This is a genomic window from Vibrio sp. M260112 (assembly GCF_036533775.1).
Classification (GTDB): domain Bacteria; phylum Pseudomonadota; class Gammaproteobacteria; order Enterobacterales; family Vibrionaceae; genus Vibrio.
Genome location: NZ_JATABH010000067.1, coordinates 1 through 14,674 on the forward strand (window position 1 = coordinate 1; position 14,674 = coordinate 14,674).

The window sequence follows — 14,674 nt, forward strand, 5'->3', positions numbered from 1 at the left end:
TTAACAGCTTTCCAGATTAAAGAATTTGCTTGGCGACCATAGCGATTTGGACCCACCTGATTCCATTCCGAACTCAGAAGTGAAACGAATTAGCGCCGATGGTAGTGTGGGGTTTCCCCATGTGAGAGTAGGACATCGCCAGGCTTTAAATTACTAAGAGCCCGTTTGTAAGAACGGGCTTTTTTAGTCCCTCAGGGATATCTTGATGCTGATATAGCTCAGGTGGTAGAGCGCATCCTTGGTAAGGATGAGGTCCCCAGTTCGAGTCTGGGTATCAGCACCATTTACTGTTTGTTATAAACTTTATACATAGAGTTTAAAGCAAAACGTAAAGAATTTTACTTGGCGACCATAGCGATTTGGACCCACCTGATTCCATTCCGAACTCAGAAGTGAAACGAATTAGCGCCGATGGTAGTGTGGGGTTTCCCCATGTGAGAGTAGGACATCGCCAGGTTCCCTTTCTGTTTTTGGATTTCAGAAAAATCCAAAGGCAAAAAACTTAGACTTAAGAGTCTAACCAGTGCGGAGCGGTAGTTCAGTTGGTTAGAATACCGGCCTGTCACGCCGGGGGTCGCGGGTTCGAGTCCCGTCCGCTCCGCCACTTATTCCAGACCTCAGCAGAAATGCTGGGGTCTTTTTGTTTTATCCGCGTATTGTGCACTTCGACTACAGGTTGCCTGTGACGCCGTCTGTCTAGCACCTTCACCGTTTTAAAAGCCCGCCACTTAGGCTTTTATCTCTTCACATTTAAATCCCAATCATACTCATAGCTCGCTCCTTTAACCGATATGATCGGTTGCTTGCGATACCGATTGATATGACTAACTAGCTGCTGTTGATCGCCAAAATCAGCGATAAACCAATTATAGATAGATGAGAGGCGGATACTGTCACCATTTACTAACACGCCCTTATCGCTATTGATAAACTGCTTTGCAGCGAGTTCCAATAGCTGTTCTGTGTTCGCGGCGGTGAAGGCTTGGCTCTGTAAGTTAGGGCAACCTAAGCTTGCACAGTTAACTGCGTAGTGTGTTCTAGGATCGTTCCAGATAGGGCGTAAGATACGATGCTCTATGTCATTTAGAGAAAGCGGTTGTCCAGCCACAGTAATCACTTCATCTCCCCATGGCCCAAAGCTAAAAAGGCCACCTAACTTGGTAATCGACTTAATTGGATAGGCATCGACAATGAGTTGAACTGTGATTGCATTGTATAGGTTAACCCAGTAGGCATACTGTTCATCCAGTGAGTATGTTCGAGGATCGATCTTGGCAAGAGTAGAGATGTACAGGTCTAGTTGTTGCTTGTCTTGTTTGGAAACGTCGTCATATTTGACGAGCGTGTAGTCACTGTCTGTAACTAGATAGCTATCAAGGAAAGTTTGCCATGCTTGGTGTGAAATGCTGGCTTGGTTACTCTGGTTGGCCTGTTGCCAATAGGGCCAAAGATCTGACTTGGGGGCGGCAAAAACATTGAGAGAGATCAGTGTGACTAGCAGAGCAATAATACGTGTCATAGGCTAAATTCCAGTGGTGATAGGCTTTTATTACTAGACCAAGCTTATTGGGTGTTTGTTTCAGCTACAAACAAAAAAGGCTAGCTTAAGCTAACCTTTGTTATTTATTGGCAGATTGAATTACTTCAAGAAGCTAGGGATGTTGGCTTCGTAACTCGCGATCTTATCTTCGTGTTGTAGAGTAAGACCGATGTTATCTAAACCGTTTAGTAGACAGTGACGGCGGAATTCATCGATTTCAAATGAGTACTCTTTGCCATTTGCTCGTACTTTGTTTGCTTCGAGATCAACTTCGACTTCAGCACCTTCGTTGGCTTCAACAAACTTGAAGATTTCATCAACTTCTTGCTCAGTTAAGCGGACCGGAACCATTTGGTTGTTGATAGAGTTACCGTAGAAAATATCTGCGAAGCTTGGAGCTATCATTGCTCGAATGCCGTAATCGGCAAGCGCCCATGGAGCGTGTTCACGTGATGAACCGCAGCCAAAGTTTTCACGTGCAAGTAGGATAGATGCCCCTTTATAACGCGGCGCATTCATCACAAACTCTGGATTTGGCTGTTTGCCAGCGTCATCAAGAAAACGCCAATCATGGAAAAGGTGCTTACCAAAACCTAAACGAGATACCTTCTGTAGGAATTGTTTAGGGATAATTGCATCGGTGTCGACGTTTGCTGCGTCTAGAGGAACAACTAAGCCTTTATGCTGTTTAAAACCTGACATGTTGTTTCTCCTTAATCCAAGTTACGAATGTCGACAAAATGGCCAGCAATTGCTGCTGCTGCTGCCATTGCTGGGCTGACTAAGTGTGTACGTCCATCACGACCTTGACGGCCTTCGAAGTTACGGTTTGATGTAGATGCACAACGCTCTTGAGGACCCAATCGGTCATTGTTCATTGCTAAGCACATCGAACAACCTGGTAAGCGCCACTCAAACCCAGCTTCTTTGAAGATAACATCCAGACCTTCCGCTTCTGCTTGCACTTTCACTTGCTCTGAACCTGGAACGATCAAAGCCTGAACATGAGCGGCCACTTTACGGCCTTTAGCGACTTGCGCAGCAGCGCGCATATCTTCGATACGAGAGTTAGTACAAGAGCCGACAAACACTTTGTCTACTGAGTATTCTGAAAGTGATTTGCCCGCCTCTAATCCCATGTAAGCAAGTGCTTTTTCCGCTGAAGCTTTTTCTACTGGGTCTGTAAAACTTTCTGGCGCAGGGATAGGTTGGTCAACAGCGATAACTTGACCTGGGTTCGTTCCCCAAGTGACCTGAGGTTTAATATCTGCGGCTTCTAGTGTAACGACAGCGTCGAACTCGGCGTCATCATCGGTTTTTAAGGTCTTCCAGTACTCTACTGCTGCATCGAAATCTGCACCTTGAGGAGAGAACTTACGACCTTTAACGTAGTTGAATGTGGTTTCATCTGGTGCAATTAAGCCAGCTTTAGCACCTAGTTCAATCGCCATGTTGCAGACTGTCATTCGACCTTCCATTGTAAGGTCAGTGATGGCTTCACCACAGAACTCAACAACGTAACCTGTACCGCCAGCGGCGGTAGTTTTACCGATGATTGCCAATACGATATCTTTGGCTGTGATGCCCGGTGCTACTTTGCCTTTAACTTCGATCTTCATGGTTTTAGCGCGAGCTTGTTTTAGAGTCTGAGTTGCTAAAACATGCTCAACTTCTGAAGTGCCGATACCAAACGCTAGTGAACCAAAAGCTCCGTGTGTTGCCGTATGTGAGTCACCACAAACGATAGTCATACCAGGTAGAGTGATACCAAGTTCTGGCCCCATGACATGCACGATACCTTGGTATTTGTGGTTGATATCGTAAAGGGTGACACCAAACTCTTCACAGTTCTTCGATAGCGTTTCCATCTGGATACGTGCCATTTCACCTGACGCATTGATGTCTTTGGTCGTGGTCGATACGTTGTGATCCATCGTAGCGAAGGTTTTACTCACCTGACGTACTTTACGCCCTTTTTTTCGCAGACCATCAAAGGCTTGAGGTGATGTTACTTCATGAACTAAATGGCGGTCGATGTACAAAATTGGGTTCTCACCCTCTGCGGCTACGGCGACGTGAGCGTCGTAGACTTTTTCATATAGTGTTTTGCCCATTATTACTTTCCTGTGTATAGCAGCAGGTAACGGCTTACCTACTGCTAAGTCATTATTATTAAATTGGTTTACTACGAATTAAGAATGTACTCTGCAATCTTGTCGCCCATCTCAGAGGTGGATAGCGCCGGCTTGTCACCTGAAAGATCTGCGGTTAATTCCCCTGCTGATAGTGCTTTTGATACCGCTGTTTCGATGTCCTGAGCCGCCGCTTCTTCACCTAGGCTGTAACGTAACATCAGAGCTGCTGACAGGATTTGCGCCACTGGGTTAGCGATATTTTTGCCCGCGATGTCTGGTGCGCTTCCGCCCGCTGGTTCGTATAGGCCAAATTTGCTTTCATTAAGAGAGGCTGAAGGCAGCATTCCCATTGAACCTGTGATCATTGCACACTCATCAGAGATGATGTCACCGAAGATGTTCGAACATAGCATGACGTCAAATTGCGATGGGTCTTTGATGAGTTGCATTGTGGCGTTGTCGATGTACATATGCGACAACTCAACATCAGGGTAGTCTTTCGCGATCTCTTCAACCACTTCACGCCAAAGGATAGAGCTTTGCAGCACGTTCGCTTTATCAATCGAGCATACTTTGTTGTTACGAAGGCGGGCTGACTCGAACGCAATCTTAGCAATACGTTCGATCTCGTAACGGTGATAAACCTCGGTATCAAATGCTTTCTCATTTGCGCCTTCACCTTCACGTCCCTTTGGCTGGCCAAAGTAGATACCACCAGTTAGCTCACGCACAACAACAATGTCGAATCCGCGCTCTGAGATATCTGCACGAAGAGGAGAGAATGCTTCTAAACCTTTATGGATTTGCGCCGGGCGAAGGTTACAAAATAGCTGGAAGTGTTTACGTAGTGGAAGTAGGGCACCACGTTCTGGTTGATCGTTAGGCGGAAGATGTTCCCACTTAGGGCCACCAACAGAACCAAAAAGTACGGCATCAGATTCTTCACAAGCTTTCACTGTGCTGTCTGGTAGTGGGCAACCGTGGTTATCGATCGCAATGCCACCAACATCGTGTTCTTCACGCACAAATTCGATCGCGTATTTTTTCTCGATAGCGTCTAGCACTTTGTGTGCTTGTGACATTACTTCTGGGCCAATGCCGTCACCGGGTAGTACAGCAATTTTGTATGATTTGTCTGTCATGGTAATCCTTTAATTTTTATTTTCCTCCAAGGCGACTCGCGTCCTTGGAGTCTCACTTATACTGTTGCGATTTTTTTCTGTTTGATTTCTTCGATTTTGTTGGCGCGATGGATGCTGTTAATCACATGCAATAGCGCTTGACCAGAAGCTTCTACGATATCAGTTGAAACACCTGTGCCGTGATATTTGCGACCTTTGTAGTTAGCGATGATGTCAGCTTGACCTAAGCCATCCTCACCTTCGCCTTTCGCGGTTAAATCAAACTTATCTAGAACAATATCATAACCAGTTACACGATAGATACACTGGTAAAGAGCATCAACAGGACCGTTACCGACTGCGGCTTCACAAGTTTCCTCATCACCACACTGTATCTTGATGCTTGTGGTTGCCATTACGCTTCCTGACTGAACGCTTAGATAGTTCAATTTATAAAAGTCATCTTCTTCACGTAGATTAGAGAAATGCATCAAGGCTTCTAAATCATAATCAAACACTTGGCCTTTACGGTCAGCCAACTTTAAGAAGTCTTCATAAAGTGCATCTAGGTTGTACTCATCTTCTTTGTAGCCCATTGCATCCATATGGCTTTTCACTGCTGCACGTCCACTTCGGCTAGTTAGATTCAACGCTTGATTCTTAAGGCCTATCGACTCAGGTGTCATGATCTCGTAGGTATTCTTGTTCTTTAACATGCCATCTTGGTGAATGCCTGATGAGTGGCTAAATGCATTCGCACCTACTATTGCTTTGTTGCTTTGAATCGGCATGTTGCACAATTGACTAACCAATTTACTGGTGCGATGGATTTCATCATGCTTTAAACCAGTGTGAACACCAAGTAGCTCCTGTCTGGTCTTGATGATCATTGCGATTTCTTCAAGTGAGCAGTTGCCAGCACGTTCGCCAATACCATTAATGGTGCCTTCAATCTGACGAGCACCTGCTTGTACAGCGGCAATGGAGTTTGCTACTGACATGCCTAAGTCGTCATGGCAGTGTACCGAAATGATCGCTTTGTCGATATTTGGCACTCGGTTGAACAGGGTTTGAATAATGCCACCAAATTCATTTGGCACTGTGTAGCCAACTGTGTCTGGGATATTGATCGTGTTTGCACCTGCGTTGATAGCGGCTTCAACCATGCGACATAAGTTATCAATAGGTGTACGCCCCGCATCTTCACAAGAAAACTCGACATCATCGGTGTAATTACGAGCATGTTTGACTGCTTTTACACCCATTTCGACGACGTCATCGTAACTGCGACGAAGTTTGTCTTGAACGTGAACGGTGGAAGTAGAAATAAAGGTATGGATTCGGAACTGGTCTGCAACTTTTAAAGCTTCGGCTGCGGCATCAATATCTTTCGCAACGGCTCGCGAAAGGGCACAAATTCGACTGTTCTTAATGTTGCGAGCGATGGTTTGTACCGACTCAAAATCACCAGGAGAAGAAACAGGAAAACCCGCTTCAATAACATCAACGCCGAGCCTTTCAAGCGCATAGGCAATCTGCAGTTTTTCTTTAACCGTCAAGCTTGCTGACAACGCTTGTTCGCCATCACGCAAGGTGGTGTCGAAAATAATGACTTGATCATTCATGTTTACTTCCTTAGTGATTATGTGCATCTGCACGAGTTAATCGTTTACTTCCGGTATTTAGATATAAAAAAACCCGCATCTGAGTGCGGGTTTGTTGTAATTCTGTGTGGTTGTTTTTCTTCCACAGCCTACCCGCGCGATTATGTCACGATAAGGAGGAGGCTCAGCAGGATAGAAAAACGGTTCATCATTGTTAACGATTCCTTTAGGGGCGTTAAATAATCCACATATTTAAGTTAACAAATTAGTACCGCACTCAACGGACAACGTCAACCCTAAAGTGTGTTTTTTATTCATCTTAGATCAGTTCCAGCGGCAAACTGCCAGTTTAACAGATGAATCGTCGGTTGGTATTTCAATAATGTGTTCTGGAAGAGCAGGTTGAACCAATGACCACTCGTCCATGCTGGTGAGCTTGTCATCGAAACTCAGTCAAAGTTTCACCTGCCTGTCACCAACTCGAATTAAGTTTAAGCAAGATAGGTAATAAAAGGAGCTGGAAATGCGTTCAATGGAGCCCATTGTTAAGTTTGATTTAGCGTTTTCCCTATTCTGTTCACAACATAAATTTTGTTATCCAGTGTCGCGTTTAAGTAAGGTGATTTCTCACACGGGAGATGGCCATCTATACGCTTTGCTCGGACTTTTCGCTTTTGTTTATGGTGGTGTGGAAGGGCGAACATTTCTTGCTGTTGGTTTGTGCGCTTTTGTTATAGAACTGCCGATCTATTGGTTGGCTAAAAACCTATTTAAACGTCGTCGCCCAGAAGAGCTTTCCGATTTAGTCACTTCTTTTATTACACCTTCAGACCGCTATAGTCTGCTGTCTGGGCATACTGCCGCTGCTTTCCTGATGGCGACTGTAATCGGTCATTTTTATATGGAATGGCAGCTATTTGCGTTTGTTTGGGCGGCCTTGATTGCAAGCTCAAGAATTTTGTTAGGCGTTCATTTCTTAACGGACGTTCTTATCGGCGTATTGCTTGGAGTCGGTAGCGCGCAGTTCGCTCTGATCGCATTGGGGATGAATGGATGAAAATATTGTACGGAGTTCAAGGGACAGGCAATGGACATATTGCGCGTGCTCGTGCGATGGCAAAATGTCTCGCTAATGAAGGTTTAGATGTTGATTACCTCTTTACGGGAAGAAATGAGCAGCACTATTTCTCGATGGAAGCATTTGGCCATTTTCAAACTCGGGCAGGTCTTTCATTTGCTACCCGCAAAGGTAGGGTAGATATGGCTAAGACACTGGTGTCGAATAATCTTTGGAAATTTTGGCGTGATGTCAGTCAGTTTGATTTGTCCGATTATGACTTAGTACTGAATGACTTTGAGCCAGTATCTGCTTGGGCCGCTAAAAGGCAGAAGATTCCCTCGATCAGTATTAGTCATCAAAATGCTTTTCGTTACTCGGTACCGATCAAAGGAGCGAGTTGGCTGGACAAACTGGTTATTAAGCATTTTGCCCCAGCCACACACCATATTGGCTTGCACTGGTATCACTTTGACCAGCCTATCCTCCCTCCGATTATTCACACTGAGAAGGGGCACTGGAGGGAAGAAGACTATGTGCTCGTTTACTTGCCATTTGAAAGCTTAGCTGACATCACGGATTTGTTGCTACGCTTCTCAAATCAGAAGTTTGTATGTTATCACCCAGAGATTGTAGAGCCTCAAGTGCTTGCCAATATTCACTGTTTGCCACTTAGCCTCGACTCGTTTCAATCTCATTTACAGCGTTGTGAAGGTGTTATTGCAAATGGGGGATTTGAGCTGCCTTCAGAGGCGTTGACTCTAGGAAAAAAACTGTTGCTGAAACCTTTAAGTGGCCAGTTTGAGCAGATAAGTAATGTCGCGACATTGGAAGGACTTGGCTTGGCATCGTGTATGGATGATTTAGATGCATCCGCAGTGAGGCGATGGCTTGATGAAGACTCGGCTGAAAGTGTCCAATATCCTGATGTGGCCGCAGCGATCGTGAGCTGGATTAAACAAGGCAATTGGGACGACCAATCTCTATTGACTGAAAGCCTGTGGGAAAAAGTCGATTTCCCGAGCTATGCGATTAACGTATAGATCTTCTTTACTTAGCGTAAAATGGCTTCAAACTATTGATGCCATTTTTACGTTGTTATTGTCATTGATAAGCCCCGCCCATAAATCCCTTTCTAAAAATAAGTTAGAAATTAATATCAAATAGATCTAATAATCACTATAAAAACGACCTTGATGTTTTTTTATTATCTTTTTAAGTAATTGTTTTTGAAGGGTTCAGTGTCGAGTTAAGTAAAAAATACTGATTAATTGTCAATCTTATTGCTAATTGCTGAATTATTCGTTGATAGTAGTGATTCGCCATAAAGTATCTAACAACTAAATATAATGGATGCGGCGAACCTTTGGTTTTCTATTCCCAACTTATTTTGAAGTTAGTAACCATTTACGTTGATGAATTAAAGAGGCTTGCCCAATGATTGAAAAAAAAGAGTCTATGAGTGCTATCGCTAGCTATCGCATGGAAAGTACTTTACGTGGAGTAGATTTAAACCTTTTAACTGTGTTCGATGCGGTCATGCAAGAACAAAACATCACTCGCGCTGCGCATAATCTGGGTATGTCACAGCCAGCAGTAAGTAACGCTGTAGCGCGTCTTAAAGTGATGTTTAATGATGAGCTATTTATGCGTCAGGGACGCGGTATTCAACCGACTCAACGAGCTCGTCAGCTGTTTGGTCCTGTTCGTCAGGCTCTGCAACTTATTCGTAATGAATTACCAAGCTCAGTTTTCTCCCCAGAGACATCTACTCGTCTATTCAAACTGGCAATTTGCAGCCCATGTGACATGCGTTTTGCGCCAAAGATTATGTCAACGATTCACGAGCTTGCACCTAATGTACAGCTCCACCTAGATGCTGAATTCGATCGCCAACTTGCAGAGAGAATGCGTTACCAAGAGATCGACTTTGTTATCGATTATGCTCGTTTTGATGAGCAAGGCTTTTCAAGCACAGAAATCTTCCAAGATGAGTTGGTTGTAGTGGCATCTAAAGCACACCCACGTATTCAAGGGTCAGTAAGCCCAGCACAATTGTTTGGTGAACGTCATGCTAAGTTATCTAAAGTTCACGGTCAGCGTAGCTTCTCTGAGCAAGCGTACCGAGATCTGGATGTTCAGGCATACTATGAGGGTACGAGCCTAAGCAACGTTCTCTACGTTGTAGGTCAATCTGAGCTAGTGACAATCGCGCCACGCTGGATGGTCGAAAATGCAGCAAACAAAGAGCAGTTGCAAGTCATCGAGCTCCCGTATGAAAACGGTCAAATCAGTGGCTTCTTAAGCTGGCATGAATCAAGCGAAAAAGACAAGGGTCATATCTGGCTGCGCGATCAGCTGATGATGATCTGCGGCGAAGTGGTTGCCCTAAAGTAATTGTCAGTATTCACTGACAGGAAAAGTCTTGGATGGTTCGCGCCATTCAAGGTTTTTTACTATTTTAATTGATAACTTTGATGCTCATCAGTTGCCTTTTCTAACCCGAAATGTACACTTGTGCGCTTAATAAAGCTTACAGGTGTAAGCTAAAGGTAGTAAAGATGGCCAACCTAGATTTTCACATTGTAAAACGAATTCGAGAACAGATTGCGAAAGGCAGCGACCACATTGCGCTCAAACATAAAGTGGGCAATATGTGGAATGGTATTAGCTGGAAGCAGTTTGGTCAGCAAGTTGATTCTCTTTCACTTGCACTATTGGCTCAGGGAATACGAGTTCAAGACAAGATTGGTATCTTCTCCAACAACATGCCACAGTGGACAGTGGCAGATTTCGCAGCATTACAACTGCGTGCCGTCACAGTACCTATTTATCCAACCAACACTGCCGCTCAGTCAGCTTACATCCTGCAGAATGCGGATGTCCGAGTATTATTTGTCGGTGAGCAAGCTCAATTTGACGCAGCTGTATCCATCTTTGACCAATGCGAACAATTAGAACTGATTGTGGCTATGTCCGATGACGTACAAGTTGGCGAACATAGTTTTGCTATTGGTTGGCAAAAATTCATTGCTCAGTCGAACGAAATGCATCAACCAGAATTGAATGCCCGATTAGAGCAGGTATGCTTCGATGACCTACTAACACTTATCTACACATCGGGTACAACTGGGCAGCCTAAGGGCGTAATGTTGGATTACGCGAATATTGCTGCACAGTTGGAAGGTCACGACCAGAGATTAAGTTTGAGTGAATCTGATGTGTCGCTCTGTTTCTTACCTCTTTCGCATGTATTTGAGCGCGCTTGGACGTTCTACGTGCTGTACAAAGGGGCGACGAACTGTTACCTACAAGACACTATGCAAGTTCGTGAAGCCTTGAGTGAAGTGCGCCCGACAGTGATGTGTGCGGTGCCTCGCTTCTACGAAAAGATCTTTTCAGCGATTCATGAAAAAGTGGCTAAAGCACCATTTATTCGCAAAGTTTTATTTACTTGGGCAGTAAATATGGGTGCCAAAATGGCATTGTGCCATCAAGAAGGGCGCAAACCTTCCGTTGCTCTGAAGAAAGCGCATGTATTGGCAGACAAGCTGGTCTTGTCAAAGCTACGTGCTTTGCTTGGCGGTCAAATCAATTTCATGCCGTGTGGTGGCGCTAAGCTCGATGAAACCATCGGTCGCTTCTTCCATGCGATTGGTATCAACGTAAAGTTGGGTTACGGCATGACAGAGACCACAGCGACCGTATCGTGCTGGGATGATAAATGTTTCAATCCTGACTCTATAGGTATGTCGATGCCGGGCGCTCAGGTCAAGATTGGTGAGAACAACGAGATTCTTGTTCGTGGTCCAATGGTCATGCGTGGTTACTACAAAATGCCGGAAGAGACAGCGAAAACCTTTGACGAACATGGCTTTCTGAAAACAGGTGATGCTGGTCATATCGATGAGAATGGCAATTTGTTCATTACAGACCGAATCAAAGAGCTAATGAAGACGTCGAATGGTAAGTATATCGCTCCACAAATGATTGAAGGCGCAATCGGCAAAGATCATTTTATCGAGCAGATTGCTGTTATTGCGGATACGCGCAAATTTGTCTCTGCTCTGATAGTGCCGTGTTATGACTCGTTAGAAGAATACGCTAAAGAGCTCAACATCAAATATCATGATCGGGTCGAGTTGATTAAGCACCATCAGATAGTCGAAATGCTAGAAAAGCGCGTCAATGACTTACAAAAAGAGTTGGCGAAGTTTGAGCAAGTGAAGAAGTTCAAGTTATTGCCGAAAGCCTTCTCTATGGACGATGGTGAACTGACACCGACACAAAAACTGCGTCGTAAGGTGATTAACGACAAGTATCAAGATGAAATCGAAGAAATGTACAAGGACAAGTCGGATAAAAACTAATATTTCCGATAGTTAATTTTCTGAGTGATTAAAAATCCCCCAACAAGCAAGTTCGCTTGCTGGGGGATTTTTTATTGTGCTTATATGATGGTTTTGATGTTGCTTATTCATGTGGCTTGAAAAAAAGAACAGAATTTATTACTTAATTTCTAGTTTTTGCAGGTGATTGAATCTGTTTGAGAGGGTTGTTTTAGACTCATGTTGCTATAAATAATTACTTTCCAGTGCAATCTTCAAAGTGGGAGATAAATCGCATTAGACCCGTTGATAATAAAACGTTACATTTGTTGCGTTACTTTGCTTTATGTTACCTATGAGCAAGACATAGCCGAAAAAGTGGAAATATTTCGAATTAGGCTACGAATAAGACCTAGACTATGGAAAACCAGCTCATCAGATTGACCTTATCCGATGACAAACTGGTTTAAGGAGAAAAATATGGCAGCAATGTTGTCCGGAGCAGAGATGGTTGTTCAATCTCTGATCGAAGAAGGCGTAGAACAGATCTTTGGCTACCCAGGCGGTTCTGTTTTAGATATCTACGATGCGCTTCACGCAAAAACTGATCAAATTAAGCATGTACTCGTTCGTCATGAACAAGCAGCAACTCATATGGCTGATGGCTATGCACGAGCCACTGGCAACCCAGGTGTAGTGCTTGTCTGTTCTGGCCCTGGTGCTACCAACACCATTACCGGTATTGCGACGGCGTATATGGACTCTATTCCAATGATCGTAATTTCGGGCAACGTACCGAATAACATGATTGGTAATGACGCATTCCAAGAGTGTGATATCGTGGGTGTATCTCGCCCAGTTGTTAAACACAGTTTCTTAGTAAAGAAAGCTGAAGACATTCCTGAAACGGTTAAGAAAGCCTTCTATATTGCAACCACCGGTCGCCCTGGCCCTGTACTTATTGATTTACCTAAAGATGTAATGAATCCTCAGGTTAAGCTGCCGTATGAGTACCCTCAAGCTATTTCAATGCGCTCTTACAAACCGACAACGACTGGTCACAAAGGTCAAATCAAGAAAGGTCTGAAGACCCTTCTAGAAGCAAAACGACCTGTGCTGTATGTAGGTGGTGGCGCCGTTATTTCTGGTGCAGAAGAGCACCTAACTAAATTGGCTGAAGCGCTAAATCTACCTGTAGTCAGTACTTTGATGGGGCTTGGTGCATTCCCCGGCACTCATAAAAATTCCTTAGGCATGTTGGGTATGCATGGTGTGTATGAAGCCAATATGGCGATGCATAGAGCGGATCTCATTTTTGGTGTCGGCGTTCGCTTTGATGACCGAACCACAAATAATCTAGAGAAGTACTGCCCAGACGCTAAAGTAATGCATATCGATATTGATCCTTCATCAATCTCGAAAAACGTGAAAGCGGATCTGCCTATTGTAGGCTCTGCAGAAAAAGTTCTCGAAAGCATGGTTAAACTGCTTGAAGAGCAGGGTAGCACGAACGATCAAGATGCTTTAAATCGCTGGTGGGATGAGATCCAAGTGTGGCGTGATCGTGAGTGTTTGTCTTATGAGACATCACCTGAGCGTATTAAGCCTCAGCAAGTTATTGAAACCTTGCACAAGCTGACAAATGGCGACGCTTATGTTGCTTCTGATGTAGGTCAGCACCAAATGTTTGCAGCCCTTTACTACCCATTCAATAAACCTCGCCGCTGGATCAACTCTGGTGGTCTTGGCACGATGGGCTTCGGTCTACCAGCAGGTATGGGTGTTAAGTTCGCCAAGCCTGAAGAAGAAGTGGTGGTAGTGACTGGTGACGGCAGTATCCAAATGAATATTCAGGAACTATCGACAGCAATGCAATACGATATCCCTGTTAAAATCATTAACTTGAATAACCGATTCTTAGGCATGGTAAAACAATGGCAAGACATTATTTACCAAGGCCGTCATTCAAACTCATATATGAGTTCTGTTCCTGATTTTGCCGCCATTGCTGAAGCTTATGGCCATGTTGGTATCCGAATTGAGTCTCCAGATCAGTTGGAATCTGGTCTAAAACAAGCACTTGATATGAAAGATCGCTTAGTGTTTGTTGATATCAATGTGGACGAGACTGAGCATGTATACCCAATGCAGATCAAAGGTGAGGGTATGGACAAAATGTGGTTAAGCAAGACGGAGAGAACGTAATTATGAGACACATTATTTCACTACTAATGGAAAACCAACCGGGGGCTTTATCGCGTGTTGTTGGTCTGTTTTCTCAACGTGCTTACAACATCGAATCTCTAACGGTTTCACCGACAGATGATGAAACATTATCGCGTTTAAACATTACAACCATCTCTGATGACATGGAACTGGAGCAGATCCAGAAGCAACTTAACAAACTGATTGATGTCCTTAAAGTGCAGGAAGTGACAGAGCTTGACCATATCGAACGTGAACTTATGATGGTGAAAGTGAAAGCCAGCGGTTTTTCACGTGCGGAAGTTAAACGTACTGCTGATATCTTCCGTGGTCAGATTGTTGATGTCACGGCTTCCCAGTACACGGTACAGATGGCAGGAACCAGCGAGAAACTTGATGCCTTTATTCAGGCCATTTCTGAAGTAACAGAAGTGATCGAAGTTGCGCGCAGTGGTGTAGTTGGAATCGCTCGTGGTGAACGCGCTTTAAAACCTTAAAAGTCGCTGTTTAGCCAATAAAAAAACCACCGTATAACGGTTAACTCCGATCAGTTAAGTAAATGATCAGTTGAACGATCCTGTGGTTGGTTGAAAATACCCTCAAACATTTCATATTTGAGGGTATTTTTTATGTTGGCTCACTGGCTTATTGATGTTGATGACTTCGCTTCTCCTGATTCACTTA

Annotated in this window: 11 protein-coding genes, 2 tRNA genes and 2 rRNA genes; 10 read left to right on the forward strand and 5 right to left on the reverse strand. The window is 44.2% G+C overall.

The genetic code is table 11. The features are described 5' to 3' along the window. The first annotated feature begins 28 nt into the window (after nt 1–28). The 4 genes from rrf (QTN95_RS18450) (at nt 29) to QTN95_RS18465 (ending at nt 604) form a co-directional block, all read left to right on the forward strand. Nucleotides 29–144 (forward strand): 5S ribosomal RNA (rrf, locus tag QTN95_RS18450). Nucleotides 145–207: 63 nt separating this feature from the next. After that, a tRNA-Thr gene (locus QTN95_RS18455) sits at nt 208–283 on the forward strand. A gap of 58 nt (nt 284–341) precedes the next feature. Next, nucleotides 342–457 (forward strand): 5S ribosomal RNA (gene rrf / locus QTN95_RS18460). 70 nt (nt 458–527) lie between these two features. Further along, nucleotides 528–604: transfer RNA gene (locus QTN95_RS18465), tRNA-Asp, on the forward strand. Between the two features lie 132 nt (nt 605–736). On the opposite strand, the gene QTN95_RS18470 is transcribed toward QTN95_RS18465, so the two are convergent. From QTN95_RS18470 to leuA, 5 genes are all read right to left on the reverse strand, one after another. Beyond that, complete coding sequence (locus tag QTN95_RS18470) at nt 737–1,519, reverse strand: DUF547 domain-containing protein (protein ID WP_331418530.1); 783 nt, start codon at nt 1,517–1,519, stop codon at nt 737–739. Nucleotides 1,520–1,639: 120 nt separating this feature from the next. Next, complete coding sequence (gene leuD / locus QTN95_RS18475) at nt 1,640–2,242, reverse strand: 3-isopropylmalate dehydratase small subunit (protein ID WP_138971876.1); 603 nt, start codon at nt 2,240–2,242, stop codon at nt 1,640–1,642. Nucleotides 2,243–2,253: 11 nt separating this feature from the next. Continuing rightward, nucleotides 2,254–3,654 (reverse strand): 3-isopropylmalate dehydratase large subunit, encoded by a 1,401-nt coding sequence (leuC, locus tag QTN95_RS18480; RefSeq protein WP_331418531.1) that lies wholly within the window; start codon nt 3,652–3,654, stop codon nt 2,254–2,256. A gap of 71 nt (nt 3,655–3,725) precedes the next feature. Beyond that, entirely contained in the window at nt 3,726–4,817 is a 1,092-nt protein-coding gene (gene leuB, locus QTN95_RS18485; protein ID WP_269376496.1) for a 3-isopropylmalate dehydrogenase, read from the reverse strand. Between the two features lie 56 nt (nt 4,818–4,873). Beyond that, complete coding sequence (leuA, locus tag QTN95_RS18490; protein WP_331418532.1) at nt 4,874–6,421, reverse strand: 2-isopropylmalate synthase; 1,548 nt, start codon at nt 6,419–6,421, stop codon at nt 4,874–4,876. Between the two features lie 502 nt (nt 6,422–6,923). Between leuA and QTN95_RS18495 the strand changes: the two genes are divergently transcribed. The 6 genes from QTN95_RS18495 (at nt 6,924) to ilvN (ending at nt 14,487) form a co-directional block, all read left to right on the forward strand. Beyond that, nucleotides 6,924–7,457: a phosphatase PAP2 family protein gene (locus tag QTN95_RS18495; protein WP_331418533.1), complete on the forward strand. Its 534-nt coding sequence runs from the start codon at nt 6,924–6,926 to the stop codon at nt 7,455–7,457. Further along, nucleotides 7,454–8,500, forward strand: coding sequence for an MJ1255/VC2487 family glycosyltransferase (locus QTN95_RS18500; RefSeq protein WP_331418534.1), 1,047 nt, complete (start codon nt 7,454–7,456; stop codon nt 8,498–8,500). Before QTN95_RS18495 ends, QTN95_RS18500 begins: the two co-directional genes overlap by 4 nt. Before the next feature lie 394 nt (nt 8,501–8,894). Next, complete coding sequence (leuO, locus tag QTN95_RS18505; protein ID WP_331418535.1) at nt 8,895–9,854, forward strand: transcriptional regulator LeuO; 960 nt, start codon at nt 8,895–8,897, stop codon at nt 9,852–9,854. 164 nt (nt 9,855–10,018) lie between these two features. After that, nucleotides 10,019–11,827, forward strand: coding sequence for an AMP-dependent synthetase/ligase (locus tag QTN95_RS18510; protein ID WP_331418536.1), 1,809 nt, complete (start codon nt 10,019–10,021; stop codon nt 11,825–11,827). 438 nt (nt 11,828–12,265) lie between these two features. Beyond that, on the forward strand, nt 12,266–13,990 hold the full coding sequence (locus tag QTN95_RS18515; RefSeq protein ID WP_331418537.1) for an acetolactate synthase 3 large subunit: 1,725 nt from the start codon (nt 12,266–12,268) through the stop codon (nt 13,988–13,990). 2 nt (nt 13,991–13,992) lie between these two features. Further along, nucleotides 13,993–14,487, forward strand: coding sequence for an acetolactate synthase small subunit (gene ilvN / locus QTN95_RS18520; protein WP_138971867.1), 495 nt, complete (start codon nt 13,993–13,995; stop codon nt 14,485–14,487). Nucleotides 14,488–14,674 lie beyond the last annotated feature (187 nt).